Consider the following 18278-nt stretch of genomic DNA (forward strand, 5'->3'; position numbering starts at 1 on the left):
AATCGCGGTCGGACAGCCCGTGATTCAAAATGCTTTCGGAGACGTTCTGTCGGGGTCAATTTCTGATTGGCTAGACAAGAGTCTATGAGGAAAGAATCCACTCGCCTTTAGGCAGTGGAGTGTCAAGATTCCATTGTATTTGGTAATTGCTTCTCAAGCAATACATCAGTCCTATTTGCCCAATAGAATTGGGCAATCTTGACAAGTTAAGACCCAAAGTTAGAAGTCAAGAGCATCGGGAATGGCTAATTCAGCGTCGGCTGCTTCTGTTGCGCCCACTGAATCCGAGCGCGCACGGCCAGTTCCGACTCTTGGGACAAATGCGATCGCAAAATCTCCAGAATCCGCTCCCGAAATTGACCCTGTTGTTGGCCTAAGCCCTCTAATCCCACAACGGCCGCATACCTCACTACCCATTCCTCATCCTTGGCTAATATCTGCGCTAAGGTGGTTAGGGTGCGTTCTTGGGCAGTTTGTTGCTCCTCGGGGGGCAGTTTCTCCCACTGTATCCCCCCCAAGCCCTTCGCGGCCGCCCGGCGAACACTCAAGGCGAAATCCTGACTGGCGGCCTCTAGGAGCATCTCCAGCGCCCGAGGATCCCCAATCCGGGCTAGAGCGCGATTCGCCCAAGCCCTCGCCCCATAATCATAACCATCAATATTTTCCAAGAGAATAGGAACGGCCCGTTCCCCCAGCTTAACCAGTCCTTCCACGGCCGCCACTGCTGCACCGGGGTTATTGTAGCCCAAGACTTCAATTAAGGTAGGAATGGCGGCGAGATCCTGCGCGTTGGCCAAATTCCAAACCGCTTGAACCAAAGTATTAGGAGAGGTGGCCTGTTCAATCGCGGTAATCAGTTGTTGAACTTGGGTCATTGAATCAATTATCAGGTTTTTGTCTTTAATTAATAATTATTAATTCTCAATTCTCAATCGACTAAAGCAAGCCATCCATTAACTGCATAATGTGAACGCTCTCTGGTGAGAATTCCCATGTTTCAGCAGAGGAAGGGAGATCCCGCAGAGAAAATTCTAACAAACCTTTGAGGGAAATAACTTTTAAACTGTTTTCGGCTAAGGTTTGGGCGATCGCATCAGCCCCCGGCAAATAGCCCACTGCTCCCAAATCAATCAAGGCTGAACGCCGCAAGGGTAACTTATCCGCCTGTAGCCCTTGCACCAGTCGTTCCCCATATTGTGGCTCTTGGGTTAACTGGTATAAAGCCCGGGCGGCCGCTAACTGCACTTTGACCACCGGATGGGTTAAAAAAGGCTGCATCAACGGCACCGTTTCCCTTGCCCCTAAAGTCCCTAACGCCTCTAAAATGGCCTCGTAAGGCTGCACTAAATGGGGTTTCCCCGGCACCGGAACAGCCGCTTCCACTCCCCCCGCTAAGAGGTTGACCAATGCTGACACACAACTTTTATCCCCCAACTGTTCTAAAGCTTGGGCCGCGGCTTCCCGCACATAATAATCCGGGCAGTCTAAGCAGTGAATCAACGCCGGAACAACCCTTGGTTCATTTAACTTACCCAGAGCGCGGGCGGCATTACGGCGCAGGGGATAGCCCCCATCAGGGGAACGATCGGCTTCATCCTCTAGGGCGATCAACAAGGTATCAATGGCTTCCGGTTGGGCAACGCGAAACTTACCGAGCCACCAAGCGGCATAATAACGCAGCCCTAAATCCTCGGTTTGTTGCAAATTAGCGATCGCCTGTTCAACCGTTAACCCTTCTACCCCTTGCTCCATGCTAACTCCCTAGCTTTTGCCGATCGTTCCCATCTATTCCTAATCTTCCTCAGACTCAGCCGCCGCAGGTGCTTCGCTGCTTTCGCTGCCATCTAGGGGTTGAATATTAACAATCCGACCCCCTAAACGGGTAATCCGCTTGTACTCGTCGCTCATCCGATCATAAGACACGGTGATAAAGGTGCTACCACTGCGACGGACGGGAAACTTGCGCTTATTCGTTTCCCCATTTTGGCGCATTCCTTCCACTTCAATCCGAAACATCCGAGCGTTTTCACCAACATTAGCTACTGTAGTTTGACCGTACATCGTGGAATTTGCTCCTAACCTAAATAAAGAACTCAAAGAGAATATTTATAGCAACGATGATGGTAAGCTATAAAAGCCTACCATCATCGTTGAATAACGAACAGTGCGCTTTAGGACGGGGGAGAGTTGGGAGGATTCAAACTCAAAACTGCCCATCTTGACTTGACCTCTTAGCTCATCACCTGTCCTATGGTCACTGGTCTATTTACGCCGGGCGCACGCTGATGATTTTGCCCCCAGAACGCAGAATTTGCTGCATCCGTTGAGAAAGCTGCTCATAGGGGACGAGGTAGGCTGTTTTGCTACGAGGAATCACCGGGCGAATTTGACGGCTGATTAAACCAGTCACTTCAATCCGATAGATCCGACCTTCTTCATTGCCAATGCCACCAAAGGAACTTTGAGGCACTTGATAGGCTTCACCGCTTCCAGTAGGAACGGTGATCGAAGAAGCAACGTTGGTAGCCAGTTGACGGTTTAAACGGGCAACAACCCCACCCGCTTGGGTGCGATCGCTGGTTGCATAACCCCGATAGAGGTTAAACATCCGGGTAAAACCAACGGTTCTCGAACCTGCATCTACGCCAAAACCCGTGAAGTAAGGCACAATATTGTCACCAAACTTCTGGGCATACTCTTCACTCTCGAAGTAGGAATCAATCTCCGCATCAAAACCTTGATCTTCACAGAGGTTGGTGTGGTAAGCTAGCTCGTCTTGATCGTAAGGCGCACGACCCAAGAAGTGCTTAAAGTTCACTTCCACAAAACGTTGATTATTATTCGAGAGGAAAAACTTTTCTTTGTATAAATCCGATTTCGCCAAAGCCCGGACAAAATCCCGCACGCTGATATTCCCTTGACGCAGTAAAGATTCTGCGGAGGTCAGACGCTGGGAAGACATAATGTAATCATTGCCAAACACCTGACGGTAAGCGGCACGAATCACATTTTGCACTTCATCTTCTGTCCAGTCAGGACGCAACTCGACTTTGCTCCCATCAAAGGAATCTAAGCCAAGTCTGCCCGCTTCTTTTAAATTGGCTGCGACTAAAGTGGCCATAAGCACTTTTCTCCCAATTAGCAGAGGTTTTCGATTTGAGCTTGAAAAGACAATGCCCGGAAAAATCGACAACTGCTAGCAAGTTTGCCAACACTCGCTCATTTTTCCGGGCAACGGAACCGCGATGACTAGCTCAGAGCGTTGATAGCGTAGTCAATGTAGGTGTTTGCTTCGTTAGCCGCTTGACCGCTCAAACCGTGGTTAGCTTTGATGTATTTCAGAGCTTCAACATACCAGCTAGGAGAGAGTTCAAAGGTGCTGTTGATTTCATCTAAACCAGCAATTAAGTACTCATCCATGGGACCTGTACCACCAGAAATCAGGCAGTAAGTCACCATGCGTAGGTAGTGACCGATGTCACGAGCGCATTTGTCTTTACCGCGTTGGTCGTAAGCGTAGTTAGGCCCTTGCATTTGGGTGGTGTAAGGGAATTTTTGGTACACTGCGTTGGCAGCACCGCTTACTAAGGAGCTAGAATTCTGAGTTAATGCGCGAGCAGCTTCCATGCTGGCAGTAGCACGCTCGAAGCGGCCACGCACAGATTGCAGTTCGCTGTTGCTCAGAAAGCGTCCTTGGGAATCAGCAGAAGAAATAGCTTCGGTGATAGGGGTCTTCATTGTTCTCGGATTCTCCTAAACTTAAACTCTGTTTCCGGATTGTTTGTGATTAAAAAATTGTGCCGAAGGTCTAATTGAGCAGGTCTAATTGCTCTAGACCGGATAGACAAGGCTATTTCTAGGCAACAGCAGCAGCAGCGCGATCGAAGTAGCTAGCAACTTCAGACATTAATTGGCTGCAATCCCCTTGGGTGATCCCGTTGGGGTCGTTAGCGATTTTAACCGCCGCATCTTTCATTTTGGCAACGCCAGCAGCCACAGAAGCACCAGGAACGCCCAGAGCTTGGTAGGTTTCACGCAGACCGTTTAAGCAACGATCTTCGAGAACACTAGCATCGCCAGCTAAGGTAGCGTAGCTAACATAGCGCAGGATGATTTCCATATCACGCAAACAAGCAGCCATACGACGGTTGGTGTAGGCATTTCCACCGGGTTGCACCAGTTGAGGCTGTTCAGCGAACAGAGCGCGAGCAGCGTCAGTCACGATAGCAGCAGAGTTGCTGGTGATGCGGTTTACCACGTCTAAGCGTTTGTTGCCGTCAGCAACCATGGCGGATAAAGCGTCTAATTGTTCGCCGCTCAGGAATTCGCCGCGAGAGTCTGCTTGAGAAACAACCCTTGTAAATGCGTCAAACATTGAGTCAATCTCCTGTTGTTATGGTTCGTTTTGATGGTTGGCTAGATTGTTGCTCTAGCTACTTCAGATTGGAAAGGCATCAGACGGGATTAAAACCCTTTTCTTAAAACTTGGACTTTGCTTAGTGAGTTTATAACCGTTTGTGAAGCTTTATTTTCCTTTCTCAGATTCATTGTGTATTTATACTTACCAAATGAATTTTCTGAGAGGGGTATTCTTGTTTTATGAGAATTGGGTCTGACTTCACGACGGCTTACTCAACTTGAGCTTGACCTGTTGTTTAAACCTTCCGGTTATCTTTATACACTGCTTCCGGGTCATTTTAAAGTTACAAATTATTAAGTAATTTTTGAGGAATATTTTTAATTTTCTTAACGTTTTTTTACGTTAGCCGTGCCTACAATAGGAAGTTTGGGTCACAAAAAAAATCCCCCCTAAGAAATAATCTGGGGGGATACAGGAGAATCGTTGACTAGACCAAAGCTAAGAGAGCAAGTGGGGGCTAAGTTGAGGTTGTAGGGGAACTTTGCCCACTTTTGCTGAGAAATATCCCAAAATAGGGGTTAAATCCGTTTTTCGAGGTATTGACCAATCATCTGTTCTTGTCCGGCACGGGAGATGATGGTCTGGCGAGTGCGATAGAGTTCGCCAATGAGTTTCAATTCTTCTTCAAACACTGAGCCTTTATACTCAGAGCGTAAGCACATGGTTTTAGGTTGGGAAAAGTAATATTGCGCTTTGATGGGTTTGGGGGTGGCAAAACCGCGATCGCGATAAAGTTCACTCCCTAAGACACCAAAGAGGGTAGACCCTTTAGAGGGTTTGCGCTCGGTTCCGGTGTAGCTACTTTCCCAAGTGACCTCCGAACCGCAAATAAAAACCTCTAAATTGTCCAAATGGTGCATTTTGGCCAACTGAATCAATTCAGGGGCTCCCGGTTCGATATAGCGAACATGGATTAAACTGACCACTTCTTGCGCTTCCCCGTTACTCAGGGTGTAATAACGCCGTTGAGAGTGCCAGTCTCCTGCGGAATCCCGAAAGAATTCCTGAGCTAGCATTTCTGGGGACAGTTGAATCGCTTGTGTCACGTTTTGCATAGAGGCTTACCTAGATTCGCTTGTTGCTGCATGATGCTGTACCTTCGTAAAGCAAACAGCAGCATTTTTTACAATTTTTAATAATCTTAACAAAAAATCAAAACTGATAAGTAAAAATGCTCATTTTATCCACAATTCGTTATTTAGGGAAAATTTTGGGTCAAACAGTATCCAAATTTCGGGCGATGAGCTATAATCAAGTCAATTGATAATTGATAATTTAAGGTAATGCTCTGCCTCGTGGCAGGGCGTTTGTTTTTGGGGGTCTGTTTTTTGGGGGTCTGAGGGAAGGGCTTGCTGCGGAACATCACAGAAAACCCCACGCCACCCTCTAAGGGAAACGTGGGGAATATCTATAGACATCTAATTTTAGATATCTTCTAATTTTAGATATCTTCTAATTTTAGATATCTTCTAATTTTAGATATCTTATTGATCTATCCCTTGGGCAGAATTAGCTGCCGTTTAGGCATCACTTTCAATGTGGATGAAGAGTAAACCCATCACAACAGCAGGCATGAGCCAGCAGACGAGGGGAATCAAAATCCAAGGCAGGTAAGAAGCTGCGTATGCGCCTGTCATGTTCAGTATTTCCTTATTTTCAAAGTTTTAACATCGAAAGGGTAGGCATCAAGCCTATTTTGGGGTGAAACGTGGGTTACAGTCTCACTTCCCTTGACCAAGGTTGAGAGAGGGGGAGCGATCGCGATCGCCCCAAGATCCCTAAGATCCCTTGGATCTAGTTCACTAAACCTCTGAGGATGGCATCTACACTGATAAAGTTTTCCAACAAGAAGTAGGCCACAAATGCGCCACCCATTGCACCGACAAAGAAGCCAGCCGTGAACTGACTCCAACCTTGTCCGGTTTTGAGTTCTTCGGGAGCGCCGACAGTGTTTTCAATATAGGCGGCTTTGCTGTTGTCTTGGGGGAAAGACACTAAACCATAGGCAGACATTCCAGCCGTCGCAACGAGAATCAAGGCGATCGCAGAAACCAAACCGCCTAAGTTCGCCGCGTCGGGATAGTCCCGCAGTGGGCCGACTACGACCCAAGGTCCCAACATAAAGTAACCGTGAGCCATACCCACTTCTAGGCCGCGCACGATGGGGGAAATCCCTTTGCGGTAAGCAGGCAAATTGCCAATAAACGCTTTTGTGAAACCCGAAGCCGAAACAGGAGTTGCTAAATGCCCTTTAAAAGGACCGAACTCGTCATCATAATAAGGTTTGATCAAATCTGGCATATTGCCTTCTCCTCTTAGGTAATTTTAAGCAAGCTCATACAAAGGTGAGGTTGTCTTATTTTAGGCAGTGAAGGGGAATTTGTTGCCCCAATCTTAGCAGAGTGTTAAAAAAAGTTTACTTTTCTCATTTTTTCCTCCCCTCGACCACCCCCGACAGTTTAAGCTCCCTGTCCTCTGGTCAAGGAAGGGTGGGGGGTGTAGGGGAATGGACTATTGAGTATTGATAATTGATAATTGAGCGTTGATAACTGATAATTGATTAAGCCGCAACGTCTTTTTTGCGGTTTTTGCTCTTAGACCCCTCTTCTAGAGCCTTTACGCCATCACTGAGGGGCTTTTCAGCTTGAGGTAGCACACTAACTAAAAGAGCGACGGGGAAATGTTGCAGAATATCGCGCAGGAAGAGAGCATCTTCCCCCTTAATTTCTTCCCCAGTGATTCGGTTTTGCCAATGGGTGGGAGATCCGGGGGGGAGGGAAATGCGCGTTTCTTGCCAGACTTGTTCCCCGAGGGGAAGTTCATCCTCTTTCATCAGACTGGTAAACAGACGAGGTGCGATCGCAATAACCGTATAATCCCCCCAAGTACGAGAAAATACCACCGCATGATCCTGCCAACTCCCAATCACCGTTAACTTTTGATAGTCTCCCCGTTGGAACAACTCACTATACTCCTGTCGCGTTTGCAGCAGTTGATAGATCAGGAACAGCTTAATCCGTCCATCTTCAGGATGAGCTAACAACTCCTCCACCAGTGCCAACGGATTTTTCTCAATCCCCCGTTTGATACTCTTCAGAAACTTGTTCCGCAACTTAAAATCAACCGGACGACGATTATCTGGATCCACCAAACTCAAATCCCATAATTCCGTTCCCTGATAAATGTCAGGAATACCAGGCACCGCAAACTTTAACAAAGTTTGGGAAAGAGAATTAAACACCCCATAATGTTGGATCTTCTGCTGAAACGGTCGAAACGCTTTTAAAAACTCATTATCCGGTGAATCCTTCAGCAACCGTTCCGCAAACGTAGTAAATCCTTCCTCATACCCCGTATCGGGTTTCAACCATGCCGTATAAACCTTCGCTTCTCGAATCGCCTTGATGAGATATTCCTTAATACGCTGGACAAAAACCGGATATTCTTCCTCATAAAATGGGAACGTTCCTAAGAGAGTTTGATACAACAAATATTCATCATTCGGATCGGGAACATCAATCCCCTCAATGCAATCCTTTTGACCTGCATTAATCTCTCGCCACTCCTTTAATTTAGCTTCCCATTCATCGGGAATTTCCGACAGCACATTAATCCGACTGCGGACATCTTCCCCCCGTTTCGTGTCATGAGTTGCACTGGCATTCATACTATGGGGCCAATATGCCGTTTGATGGTGATTAAACTGGTGAAACTCATCAATGGAAACTCCGAAATGGGTAGGATGAGAACCCACCTCATTCAAAGATAGCAAACGGTTATAAATATATAAAACCGTATCCTCTACACCCTTCGCCATCAACGGTCCGGTAAACTGTTGCAAGCGCATGACAAAATCCAGCCATTGCTCCTTTTCCTCCTGAGTTAAGTAATCATCAAACTCTAGTAAGAGAAACTTCTCAATAAATGCCAACTCATTTAAAAAGATCGGCATAGTTTCTTTAGCTTTGGCAATGACTTGTTTAATGTAGTTCCGATCCGAGGTACTCACTTCCTCATTATTGATATACGTTCGATACACCGGAAACGCTGTCATCACTTCCACTAAAGCACCTTTTAACCCATAGATGGTAAAGTCACTCGCGTAGCGATAATGACTAGAGATTTGTTTAAGGAAGTGAGCCAGATTATCAATATCTCCCGCCAAGTGTTTCCCCACAATTAGGCGTTTTTTCTCGTCAATCAATTGTTCGCAGTTTACAATTGACCGAGTAAAGCTGTGGTATATTTTATTGAATTTTGCCTCATTTTCTTTTTGGCAAAATACTCCATTTGCCATATTCAAGTAATCATAGCCTGTTGTTCCTTGAATTGGCCAGTTAATGGGAAGTTCTTCTTGAGGTTCTAGGATCTTCTCAATCACAACATAGGTATGATTAGCTCGATCTCGCAGACGGAATAAATAGGTGGCAGGATCGTAAAGTCCGTCAATATGATCAATCCGCAAACCGTGAATTTTTTCCTCTTCCACTAATTGTAACAGGAGGGAGTGAGTCGTCTCAAATACATTGGGATCTTCAATCCGTAAGGAAATTAAATCATTCACGGTAAAGAAGCGCCGATAGTTCAACTCTTCGTTTCCGACTTTCCAAAAGGCAAGACGAAAGAATTGTTCATTTAACAAATCTTCCAATAAGTTAAAGCTTTCCGGTTTACCCACAACTCCGTTAAAGGTTTCGATATTTTCTTCAATGAATTTGCGAATATCTAGGTTGTCGTTCCACAGTTCCCACAACATACTCTTAATGAAGAAGATTTGATCATAACGTTCGCTGCCTTCTTCTCCCGAGGGAATGTATTTTAACCCATAGAGAATTCCCAAAAATTTAACAAAATCCGGGTTTCTTCGACCTAGTTTTTGTCTTAATCGTCCTAAATCATAGGTTAAAACTTTGGTGTAAGATTCAATGCGAATGGGAAACTTTAGGGAATAGTAGTTAACACTGAGTCCAGATTCTTCATACTGTAATTTAAGCTCACCATGTTCTAAACAGTCCCCATAAAAACGACCTAAAAAGGGTGCTAATAATCGCCCACGAATTCCTTCGTAGGGATGATTCCAGTTAATATCAAAGAAGCCATGATACTGGGAATCAGAACCATTTTCCAGCAAGTCAACCAGCATGGTGTTTTGACTATCAAACGCCATGTGATTGGGGACAATATCCTGTAGCCATTTCAGATTGTATTCGTGGATTTTTTCGATTAAATCATTGAACTTTTCTATCCCTCCTAATTCGGGGTTAATAATGTTCGGATCAACCACATCATAACCGTGGGTGCTGCCTTGACGTGCTTTAAAAATCGGCGAGGCATAGAGGTAAGAAACACCTAATTCCGCTAGGTAGGGAACAATGGCTTTAGCGGATCTAAAATCAAAGCTAGGCGTAAATTGAAGGCGATAGGTGGCTAAAGGAAATTGCATCATAGAGAGTCATCTAACTTTAGGAATAATGAACCGAGAGAGTCAAGTAATAGGTTAATTTGATGGCAAATTATTCGCCATTTTGACTTTTGCCTAGGGCTGCTCATAAACAACGAAGCTTAAGGGTGCTAGGGAAAGGGTTTCAGGTAAGGTTTCGGGGTAACTATACCCCGAACCTTGCCATTGAGTGGCTGTAGACTCTAGGATTTTTTGCCAAGTTGAATGGGAGCATTGGGGGTTAAAATCTAGGCTAGATTCCTCATAGTTGAATATCACTAATATAGCTCCTTGATCGGATTGGCGCTGTACCGATAGCACTTTTTGCGGGGAGGCTGTGAGAATTTGAACAGAGGATAAATCTAAACGGGATAAGGCGGGTTTTTGTTTTCGGAGTTCGATCAGGGTTTTATAGAGCGATCGCAAAACCTTCCCCGCCCCCGTAAAACCTTGCTCCCAGTGAAGTTTAGACTGTTCAAAAACCGTTTCTCCTTGGGGATCAGGCACTTCATTTTCCCAGCCAAAAGACTTAAATTCCTCGGCCCTTCCCTTGCGCACTCCTTCAATCAATCCGGGATCACTGTGACTCACAAAATACTGAAACGGTGCTTTTTCTCCATATTCTTCCCCCATAAACAACATCGGGACAAAGGGCGATAGTAAAACCGTCGCAGCCGCTAATTTTAACCGTTCAAAATTCACTAACTGGCTTAAACGATCCCCTAGTAAACGGTTGCCAATTTGGTCATGGTTTTGAATACAAACCACGAAATTTTCCCCCGTCGTATTTTTGGGGATATTGCCATGATTCCGGCGACGGTGGGGTGAATATTCCCCGGTGTATATGTACCCTTGTTTAAAACTTTTAGCCAGTTGCTCAATCGAGCCAAAATCACAATAATAACCGGAGTTTTCTCCCGTTAAAATAGTATGTAACCCATGATGAAAGTCATCACACCATTGGCTAGCATGACCAAATCCTCCGTCTTCTCGTGACTGGAGGACTCGCACATCATTGAGATCACTTTCTGCGATTAAATAACGGGGATAAACAGTGCTTTCATTGAACCTTTCAACAGCCGCCCCCAGCTGTTGTAAAAAAGGCTGGGCGCTCAAATCATAAATGGCGTGAACCGCGTCTAAACGTAGGGCATCAATATGATAGGTTTCTAACCAATAGAGAGTATTTTGGATAAAGAACTCTCGCACTTCATTGGAGTCTGCTTGATCAAAATTAACCGCATCTCCCCAAGGGGTTTTATAGCGGTCGGTAAAATAGGGTGCATAGGCCCATAAATAATTCCCTTCCGGGCCAAAATGGTTATAAACCACATCTAAAATAACCGCTACTCCCGCTTGATGACAGGCATTGACCAATTTTTTCAGACCCTCGACTCCCCCATAGGAATTTTGCACCCCATAGATGAATGTGCCATCATACCCCCAGTTTCGACTGCCGGGAAATTGAGCTACAGGCATGATTTCAATCGCATTAATGCCTAAATCCACCAGATCGGGTAATCGGTCAATAATGGCATCAAAAGTGCCTTCTGGGGTGAATGTTCCCACATGGAGTTCATAAATCACATATTGGGACAGGGGAAGGCCTTGCCATGCTTCATCCTGCCAAATAAAGGCGCTATGGTCGATGACTTCAGACGGGCCATGAACTCCTTTTGGTTGACTGTGGGACGCGGGATCCGGACGTTCTAAATCCCCATCGAGTTGATATTGATAGTATGTGCCGGGAGATACCCCTTCGATGGTAGCCTCCCAGTAGCCATTTTTCCCTTGAGTGAGGGGGACTAATCGATCTTCAGGGGAGAGTAGATGCACCGAGACTTGTTTCCGTGTTGGCGACCACACCCTAAATTGACAAGTTTCATGACCAAGATAATGACTGCCCAGTTTCATGGTATTTTTCCACATTGCAAGAGGTCGCTTTTCTTTATTGATTTTAGTCGGATTTTCTATTTTAGCGACTTTTTAGGCTTTTTGTACTATCTTGGGCTATTGATTGTTAACAAGATGGCCGGGAATTCCTGATCCCCCCAGTGGGCGAGGTAGTTTACTCTTGTGATCATGCAGCAGAATCGCAAAAGGGGGACAGGTTTTAGCCTTGTCCCCCTTGTTATTGTGAAGTGGCGAGCGATCGCTAAACGGCCTCTAAATCCTTCTCTCCGGTGCGGATTCTAATAATTTGTTCCACAGGAGTGACAAAGATTTTACCGTCGCCGATTTCGCCTGTCTTAGCGGCAGCAACGATTTTTTCCACTACCATATCCACCTGGCTATCTTCAACCACAATTTCCACTTTCAGCTTTTGTAAAAACTCAACCGTGTACTCAGAACCGCGATAGCGCTCGGTTTGCCCCTTCTGCCGTCCAAAACCTCGGACTTCAGAAACAGTCATCCCTACGATTCCGGCATTGACGAGAGCAATCTTAACCTCATCAAGCTTAAAGGGTCGGATAATAGCTTCTACCTTCTTCAAGGGTTCAACTCCTCTTTAAAAATCTTGTGGTCTGTCTCTGTACAGTTTAGACGCTCCAACAGATTCAATCTGTTAGATTCCTGTGTCATCAACTTTGCCTAAAATCCAAAAGGGAAGTTCTTCCCGATCCCCTCTCGCAGAATTTGCACTGAAAACGCAACTCTTCGTTTGGGCATTCAGACCCCAGAGGCCAAGTCTCAACAGGCTTGTTTTTACCCTGTTTGGGCGCGTCCCGCCCTACAGCTTTTCACTTTTAAAGGTTCTGGTTTTTTGGGTTTGTCCCCCATTGAAGCACCTAAGCTTTTAAAGAGATTACCCCGCCTCTGTTGGCAGACTGCACTCTACTTTCGGAGACTAGGATGCTAACTCTAAAAAGGGTTTTAGGTCGCTTCACTACTGCCCACCTTGGAGATTCAAACCGACTTTGATTGTATCATTGTTTGAGAGGATGAATCCCCCCGCCCTACACCCTACCCCTAAGAAGAGTCGGTTGTGTGCGGCTTGTGCTTGTAGGCAGGCATGACACTTTCTAGCACCGAGAATGGAGAAGTTTTGTAAAACTCGGTACAACTTCACACTTTATTCATAAAGGCTTATAAGCCTATAATCCTTGTGGGAGAAGGGACAATCGGTTATCGGTCGTCCCTCGTCAGTGGGTCAATTAATCCTTGAGCCTTAATCAAACCTAGACAACAAGGGAAAATTGATCATTGATCATGGCTTCTTCCCCTCAATCGACCACTTCTTGTTAGAATTTGGGTCAGAACCCCTTAACATTTCGTAAAATAACCTCGAATTAACAAGATATGGTGCAGAAAATTCAAAAAACCGAGTCTGAATGGAAGCAGCAACTCACCCCTGAACAGTTCAAGGTGACACGGAAGAAAGGCACAGAGCGAGCTTTTACCGGACAATATTATGACAATAAGCAGCCCGGAGTTTATAAATGTGTCTGTTGTGGGACAGAACTATTTAGCTCAGAGACTAAGTATGATTCTGGGACAGGGTGGCCGAGTTTCTATGCACCCATTGCGGCGGATCATGTAGACTATGAGAGCGATCGCAGTTTATTCATGGTACGGACAGAAGTCCTTTGTGCCGCCTGTGATGCCCACCTTGGTCATGTGTTCGATGACGGCCCGGCTCCCACTGGAAAACGTTACTGCATGAACTCGGCCGCTTTGACCTTCGAGCCGCAATAACCGCCCAGATTTAACATTTCTTAAAATCCTCGAAAGTGATATTCTGTGGGTTAGATTAAAGCACTTTTACCACAAACAAGCCCAAAGGATACAGTCTCATGCACGTTTCGGAACTCAAAGGCAAAATTCAGGCAGAGGTTAACAGACTAGAATATCAACTCGAACGCAAGCGGTTAATCCTAGAAAGTTATGTCGGGGATAAAACCAAACTCATCCGCGAACGAGAAAACTGGATTCTTGAAATGGAAACATGGAAGAAGTGCCTTGATTTAGTGAATCAGTTAGATCATTAAATCCCTCCAGAATTCATTACAATCTAGGCTCCCTGACCACAAGGGGGCCTGTTTTTCACAAACCCCTCTCAACTTAACGCAAAAACACCACCACAATAAACACCAGACTCACCATCACCTGCACGGCCATGACAGGCATTCCGTAGCGGAAAAAGCGGTGAAAGGAGATTTTGCCCCCATGCAATTCTGCCACTCCTGCCCCCACAATATTGGCAGAAGCCCCTACTAATGTCCCATTCCCCCCCAAGGTTGCCCCAAACATCATGGCATAAAACAGAGGCAAAACCGCAGGAGGCAGTTGACCTGAAAAGTTCGGATCGAGCATATCGGCTGAGATCAAATCAATATTAAATAAATATTCTTTGATCAACGGAACCATCGCCACCACTAGGGGAATATTCGGCACAACACTAGACAGCAGCGCCACTAAGATCATCAATAAAAGACAACCTAAAACAAGATTTTGCCCTAAAACCACCGCTAAAAGCAGAGAAATTTGTCGCACGACTCCGGTTTTTTCTAACCCCCCAATCAAGACAAAGGTGGACATGAAAAAAATCAACGTTGTCCAGTCAATATCTTTCATAATATTATTCACCGTGTCAATCTTAGTCTGGTGAGCCAGTAATAGTGCTAATCCTGCCCCTAATAACGCCACGGCGGCGGGCTGCATGGGAATGGGCAAAGACTCACCGACTACGAATAATGTTAACACCAAGACTACAATCACCGAACCAACGGCTAAAACCCGAGGATGATTAATGGTGGGGAGTTTTAGGTTTTCATGTCCCTTAAATTGAGCCTTCCAAATTTTAGGAAATAAAACCGGAAGCAAACAAGTAATGGTCAAGACAGCCAAGACTCCCCCTAAACTTAAACGCTGGAGATATTGCACAAAGTTAATGTTAATGCCATCCCCAATAATAAAGGTTGCAGGATCTCCAATGAGTGTTAGCAGTCCTGCACTGTTCGCCACTAGCACCATTAAAATAAGTAGGGGAACAAAATCAACGCCAATATCTTGGGCAAGAGGTGGAATGAGTGGGGCGAGCAACATGACTGTTGTAGCATTGGGCAATATAGCACAAATGGGAGTAGTAATGGCGACTATTCCTAATAGTAAAAGCTTGCCACTTCCCCGGGAAAGTTGAACTATTTTTCCGGCTAAATAACTAAAAATTTGGGTCGGTTCAAAGGCTCGAACTAAAACCATAATGCCGAAAAATAGGGCTAGGGTTGAGTAACTATGACTAATATAGCCGATGGCTTCGGTTAAGGTCATTACATGGGTAAAAACTAACACTAATGCTCCTAAAAATGCGGCAATCATTAAGTGTAGTTTTTCTGATACAATTGCCAAAATGACAATAATAAAGGTGCTAGTTGTGATTAAAGCGTGAAGATTGTCCATCTGTGTTTTTGGGGTGTGAGTTTTAAGAGTGGTGCTATTTTTGCCCATGCCATGCTAGGCACTACTCTAAGCAGTTGTGTCTAATCTGCATTGGATAAATGTCCCGTGACTCCCACTTAGTTTTGTGGGAAAAAATGGTGTTTAGCCTAATAAAAACTGATTTTGCTTAACAATAATGTCAGCAAAACTAGGGTAAATAGCGGTAGAACTTCTAGATGGGCAAATGCTCTAGAAAGCCAAGAGTTATGAAAGGAGTCCTAAATTGTCCTAAATGGATGGCTATTCTTTGAATTGATTTGCATTGAACTGTTTTGAGAGTTAAGGCAGGTACGGGCAAGCCATTGATTTAAGTACCAGCCGAAAATGAGGAGGTAACTCACTGATCAGTTCGTCATTTTATGGAAAAAACTTTTGCAGGTTTTTTACTCAAAATGCTGTCTTTTCAGTCTCCTCTCAATGCCTACGAAGTTAGCTGACGGGCTAGGACTGAGAGATGTCCCGCTTAAATCCTCAATCTGGCTAGATGGTAAGTCGTCTTGCTGGGTTCTTACGAACGGTAAAAGCAAGAAATCTGGTAATATAGCCGGATTAGTCTTTCTAAGCTTACGCCCCAGGGTTTGGTTCCTCCGTTTCACAAGTGCTTTTTCCAAAGCGTTTTACTAGACGTTTTTTCCTAGAAAAGGTTGTGAACTAGGCTGACTTGCTTATTGCAGGGGATTATAACATCTGAATTACAAAAAGGCAAGGTTTTTGGGAGCAGAAAAACCCGGTTTTTTGGGAGGGAATGACCGCTCTAAAAACCGGGTGACTGGTTTAAGAATAGAAATAGAATTAGCGCAATAGTTGACGAATGGTGGCTTGATAGGGTGCTGTGGCAACTCCTCGGACTTCTGTTTCTGTGGGTGGGTTTTGTCTTAGCGCTTCTTGTAATAGACGAATGCGATCGCCTGTTGCCGGGTGGGTACTCAAAAAGGTGGGAATCTGTCCCCCTTGTCGCTGTAACTTCTGCATAAAGGAAATCATTGCCGTAGGTTCATAATTGGCACGACGCAACATATCTAAACCCAAACGATCCGCTTCGAGTTCGTCCTCTCGGCTATTGGGGCGATTCAGTGCCAACTCTACCCCAATTTGTACCGCTTGATCTTGCTGTAAACCTGCCGCAGAGAGTAAGCCTTGAGTAATGGCTTGCGATCGCATTTGTCGAATAGCATGACGAGCCGTAATATGACCAATTTCATGGGCCACAACACTGGCTAATTCAGCCTCATTATCCGCCAGCAATAACAATCCCGCATTGAGATAAACAAACCCCCCCATTGTGGCAAAAGCATTCACATCTCGATCTGCCACCACTTGGAAAGTATAAGGAATATTTGGCCGTTCACTGCCTTGGACTAAAGTGTTTCCCAACTCATTCACATAGGCGTTGAGCGTTCGATTCCCCGTCATGAGGGGAGTCCCGCGACGGCGCAGTTGAACCCCGAGTTGCTCATTGATTTGTTGACCAATGGCCACCTCTTGACGATCGGATATATTGGAGAGTTGCAAGACCTGCGCCCCTCGGATTAACAATTCTAGCCAAGAGCGCGCTTGTACTGCTTGAGGTGTGATCGCCCATAAGCTGAATGCTGTCACGAGGGTTAAGACACCATACAACCAACGGGGTTTAGAGCGCCAAAGCCAGTGGGAGAGTTGCTTAAACATGATGGGAGGTTACGAAACAATAAAACAGTTCAGATCAATTTACTACTGAATACAGACGGAATCCTGAACGGATTTGTTGCCATTTTCTGTGACCCTCTCCCCTCCTTCAACCTCAATTCCTCTCTACCTCTAGATAGAATCAAAGTTAGGGAGACTACCAAACCCGATACAATAAAAGCTAGTTTTGTTATTTTTTGGGAGTTGGGATGGTTAGCCTAGAGCAAGTGGAAACCATGATTAAACAACAGTTGCCCGATGCTCACGTCAAGGTTGAAGATTTGACCGGAGGTGGAGATCATCTACAAGCAACCGTTGTTTCGGCTGCCTTTGAGGGGCAAACTCGGGTAAAACAGCACCAGATGGTCTATGGCGCACTCAAAGACGCTATGGCCTCGGAAGCTATTCACGCCCTCGCCCTCAAAACTTATACCCCTCAAGCTTGGAAGGCTATTAGTTAAATGGCAAGGGGTCTGCCTCACTCCGTTAGACTCGGATGAATACCGCCTTGTTGAGTCTAGTCTAATCGATACTCGGGAGAAATTGCCAAAAATCCAGATTTTCTCCTACCATAAAATGGTCTATTTGTCAAAGAAAATTTTAGAGGAAAACCATGACACCAGAAGTGAAAGAACGCATTGAAAGCATTATCAAAAAAGATAAAATCGTTGTCTTTATGAAGGGGTCTAAACTCATGCCCCAATGTGGTTTCTCTAATAATGTGGTGCAGATTTTAGGCACTTTAGGGGTTCCCTTTGAAACCGTTGATGTCTTGTCGGATTACGATATTCGCCAAGGGATTAAGGAGTATTCCGACTGGCCGACCATTCCTCAAGTCTATATCAATGGGGAGTTTGTCGGGGGGTCAGACATTATGATTGAACTCTATCAAAATGGCGAACTCCAAGAAATGGTAGAGGTTGCCCTAGCTTCCTAGTGGGGTGGACTCAGGTTAGCAAAGAGAGGGGACTGGAATTCATCCAGTCCCCTTGTTTTTGCCGGCCAATGACCCTAGAGATGTCTTGGCTAAAGCTAAAAAAATTAGAGAATTTTTCGGGCATTTTGCCCAACTTGTGCTACAATGCTGAGTTGTCGTGAGAGAACTTGCCAATCTGAAAGGACTGGGGAAGCTCTTAAACTCGGGGCAATGAACTAAAGACATTAACCCTGATGATTAGGGGATTCCGTCGGCTCTACCTTGGATTGAGTTTTGCTCTCAAGCTTAGAGTTAAGGGGTTGGGTGATGGAAGTTGGCGATCGCTAATAATAATCCGGTTCAGTTTGGGGTTGAACCATAGCTAACTCGAAATTAGG

The 18278-nt window shown here is 45.3% G+C and carries 18 protein-coding genes and 1 riboswitch; of the genes, 4 read left to right on the forward strand and 14 right to left on the reverse strand.

Features of this window, described 5'->3' with window-relative positions; all coding sequences use genetic code 11:
• Window positions 1–245: 245 nt before the first annotated feature.
• The 12 genes from K4A83_RS09025 to K4A83_RS09080 form a co-directional block, all read right to left on the reverse strand.
• A complete protein-coding gene (locus K4A83_RS09025; RefSeq protein WP_265264167.1) occupies window positions 246–875 on the reverse strand; it encodes a HEAT repeat domain-containing protein in 630 nt (209 codons plus the stop codon).
• A gap of 61 nt (window positions 876–936) precedes the next feature.
• Window positions 937–1752 carry a HEAT repeat domain-containing protein gene (locus tag K4A83_RS09030; protein ID WP_265264168.1) on the reverse strand — a complete coding sequence of 272 codons (816 nt, stop codon included), beginning with the start codon at window positions 1750–1752 and terminating at the stop codon, window positions 937–939.
• Window positions 1753–1791: 39 nt separating this feature from the next.
• Window positions 1792–2061 carry a phycobilisome linker polypeptide gene (locus tag K4A83_RS09035; RefSeq protein ID WP_265264169.1) on the reverse strand — a complete coding sequence of 90 codons (270 nt, stop codon included), beginning with the start codon at window positions 2059–2061 and terminating at the stop codon, window positions 1792–1794.
• Window positions 2062–2266: 205 nt separating this feature from the next.
• On the reverse strand, window positions 2267–3121 hold the full coding sequence (locus K4A83_RS09040) for a phycobilisome linker polypeptide (protein ID WP_265264170.1): 855 nt from the start codon (window positions 3119–3121) through the stop codon (window positions 2267–2269).
• A 128-nt stretch (window positions 3122–3249) separates the two neighbouring features.
• A complete protein-coding gene (cpcA, locus tag K4A83_RS09045) occupies window positions 3250–3738 on the reverse strand; it encodes a phycocyanin subunit alpha (protein ID WP_017305690.1) in 489 nt (162 codons plus the stop codon).
• Window positions 3739–3856: 118 nt separating this feature from the next.
• Window positions 3857–4375 (reverse strand): phycocyanin subunit beta, encoded by a 519-nt coding sequence (locus K4A83_RS09050; RefSeq protein ID WP_017305689.1) that lies wholly within the window; start codon window positions 4373–4375, stop codon window positions 3857–3859.
• Between the two features lie 563 nt (window positions 4376–4938).
• Complete coding sequence (locus tag K4A83_RS09055; RefSeq protein WP_265264171.1) at window positions 4939–5475, reverse strand: phycobiliprotein lyase; 537 nt, start codon at window positions 5473–5475, stop codon at window positions 4939–4941.
• A 465-nt stretch (window positions 5476–5940) separates the two neighbouring features.
• Window positions 5941–6057, reverse strand: a complete 117-nt coding sequence (locus K4A83_RS09060) for a photosystem I reaction center subunit VIII (protein WP_071525295.1) — start codon at window positions 6055–6057, stop codon at window positions 5941–5943.
• A gap of 157 nt (window positions 6058–6214) precedes the next feature.
• Window positions 6215–6721, reverse strand: coding sequence for a photosystem I reaction center protein subunit XI (locus tag K4A83_RS09065; protein WP_265264173.1), 507 nt, complete (start codon window positions 6719–6721; stop codon window positions 6215–6217).
• Between the two features lie 259 nt (window positions 6722–6980).
• Window positions 6981–9863, reverse strand: a complete 2883-nt coding sequence (gene treY, locus K4A83_RS09070; protein ID WP_407809973.1) for a malto-oligosyltrehalose synthase — start codon at window positions 9861–9863, stop codon at window positions 6981–6983.
• Between the two features lie 93 nt (window positions 9864–9956).
• Window positions 9957–11774, reverse strand: coding sequence for a malto-oligosyltrehalose trehalohydrolase (treZ, locus tag K4A83_RS09075; protein WP_407809974.1), 1818 nt, complete (start codon window positions 11772–11774; stop codon window positions 9957–9959).
• Between the two features lie 241 nt (window positions 11775–12015).
• Window positions 12016–12354, reverse strand: a complete 339-nt coding sequence (locus K4A83_RS09080) for a P-II family nitrogen regulator (protein ID WP_017305062.1) — start codon at window positions 12352–12354, stop codon at window positions 12016–12018.
• An 806-nt stretch (window positions 12355–13160) separates the two neighbouring features.
• Between K4A83_RS09080 and msrB the strand changes: the two genes are divergently transcribed.
• Both msrB and K4A83_RS09090 read left to right on the forward strand, forming a co-directional pair.
• Window positions 13161–13556, forward strand: coding sequence for a peptide-methionine (R)-S-oxide reductase MsrB (gene msrB, locus K4A83_RS09085; RefSeq protein ID WP_265264176.1), 396 nt, complete (start codon window positions 13161–13163; stop codon window positions 13554–13556).
• Window positions 13557–13654: 98 nt separating this feature from the next.
• Window positions 13655–13849: a hypothetical protein gene (locus tag K4A83_RS09090; RefSeq protein ID WP_265264177.1), complete on the forward strand. Its 195-nt coding sequence runs from the start codon at window positions 13655–13657 to the stop codon at window positions 13847–13849.
• Between the two features lie 73 nt (window positions 13850–13922).
• On the opposite strand, the gene K4A83_RS09095 is transcribed toward K4A83_RS09090, so the two are convergent.
• Both K4A83_RS09095 and K4A83_RS09100 read right to left on the reverse strand, forming a co-directional pair.
• Window positions 13923–15260, reverse strand: a complete 1338-nt coding sequence (locus K4A83_RS09095) for an SLC13 family permease (protein WP_265264178.1) — start codon at window positions 15258–15260, stop codon at window positions 13923–13925.
• A gap of 442 nt (window positions 15261–15702) precedes the next feature.
• A riboswitch (cyclic di-AMP (ydaO/yuaA leader) is annotated at window positions 15703–15924 on the reverse strand.
• Between the two features lie 167 nt (window positions 15925–16091).
• Window positions 16092–16967 (reverse strand): M48 family metallopeptidase, encoded by an 876-nt coding sequence (locus tag K4A83_RS09100; RefSeq protein ID WP_265264179.1) that lies wholly within the window; start codon window positions 16965–16967, stop codon window positions 16092–16094.
• A gap of 206 nt (window positions 16968–17173) precedes the next feature.
• Here K4A83_RS09100 and K4A83_RS09105 point away from each other — a divergent pair, with 206 nt between their 5' ends.
• The gene (locus K4A83_RS09105; protein ID WP_265264180.1) at window positions 17174–17425 is read left to right on the forward strand and encodes a BolA family protein; all 252 of its coding nucleotides are present in this window, start codon (window positions 17174–17176) and stop codon (window positions 17423–17425) included.
• A gap of 152 nt (window positions 17426–17577) precedes the next feature.
• Entirely contained in the window at window positions 17578–17901 is a 324-nt protein-coding gene (gene grxD / locus K4A83_RS09110; protein ID WP_265264181.1) for a Grx4 family monothiol glutaredoxin, read from the forward strand.
• Window positions 17902–18278 lie beyond the last annotated feature (377 nt).

The organism is Spirulina subsalsa FACHB-351 (genome assembly GCF_026130165.1).
GTDB lineage: Bacteria > Cyanobacteriota > Cyanobacteriia > Cyanobacteriales > Spirulinaceae > Spirulina_A > Spirulina_A subsalsa_A.

What these genes read in the sequence shown, in the direction of transcription:
- K4A83_RS09025 (WP_265264167.1), bottom strand. Translation starts at nt 875, where the DNA reads ATGACCCAAGTTCAACAACTGATTACCGCGATTGAACAGGCCACCTCT.
- K4A83_RS09030 (WP_265264168.1), bottom strand. Translation starts at nt 1,752, where the DNA reads ATGGAGCAAGGGGTAGAAGGGTTAACGGTTGAACAGGCGATCGCTAAT.
- K4A83_RS09035 (WP_265264169.1), bottom strand. Translation starts at nt 2,061, where the DNA reads ATGTACGGTCAAACTACAGTAGCTAATGTTGGTGAAAACGCTCGGATG.
- K4A83_RS09040 (WP_265264170.1), bottom strand. Translation starts at nt 3,121, where the DNA reads ATGGCCACTTTAGTCGCAGCCAATTTAAAAGAAGCGGGCAGACTTGGC.
- cpcA (WP_017305690.1), bottom strand. Translation starts at nt 3,738, where the DNA reads ATGAAGACCCCTATCACCGAAGCTATTTCTTCTGCTGATTCCCAAGGA.
- K4A83_RS09050 (WP_017305689.1), bottom strand. Translation starts at nt 4,375, where the DNA reads ATGTTTGACGCATTTACAAGGGTTGTTTCTCAAGCAGACTCTCGCGGC.
- K4A83_RS09055 (WP_265264171.1), bottom strand. Translation starts at nt 5,475, where the DNA reads ATGCAAAACGTGACACAAGCGATTCAACTGTCCCCAGAAATGCTAGCT.
- K4A83_RS09060 (WP_071525295.1), bottom strand. Translation starts at nt 6,057, where the DNA reads ATGACAGGCGCATACGCAGCTTCTTACCTGCCTTGGATTTTGATTCCC.
- K4A83_RS09065 (WP_265264173.1), bottom strand. Translation starts at nt 6,721, where the DNA reads ATGCCAGATTTGATCAAACCTTATTATGATGACGAGTTCGGTCCTTTT.
- treY (WP_407809973.1), bottom strand. Translation starts at nt 9,863, where the DNA reads ATGCAATTTCCTTTAGCCACCTATCGCCTTCAATTTACGCCTAGCTTT.
- treZ (WP_407809974.1), bottom strand. Translation starts at nt 11,774, where the DNA reads ATGAAACTGGGCAGTCATTATCTTGGTCATGAAACTTGTCAATTTAGG.
- msrB (WP_265264176.1), top strand. Translation starts at nt 13,161, where the DNA reads ATGGTGCAGAAAATTCAAAAAACCGAGTCTGAATGGAAGCAGCAACTC.
- K4A83_RS09090 (WP_265264177.1), top strand. Translation starts at nt 13,655, where the DNA reads ATGCACGTTTCGGAACTCAAAGGCAAAATTCAGGCAGAGGTTAACAGA.
- K4A83_RS09095 (WP_265264178.1), bottom strand. Translation starts at nt 15,260, where the DNA reads ATGGACAATCTTCACGCTTTAATCACAACTAGCACCTTTATTATTGTC.
- K4A83_RS09100 (WP_265264179.1), bottom strand. Translation starts at nt 16,967, where the DNA reads ATGTTTAAGCAACTCTCCCACTGGCTTTGGCGCTCTAAACCCCGTTGG.
- K4A83_RS09105 (WP_265264180.1), top strand. Translation starts at nt 17,174, where the DNA reads ATGGTTAGCCTAGAGCAAGTGGAAACCATGATTAAACAACAGTTGCCC.
- grxD (WP_265264181.1), top strand. Translation starts at nt 17,578, where the DNA reads ATGACACCAGAAGTGAAAGAACGCATTGAAAGCATTATCAAAAAAGAT.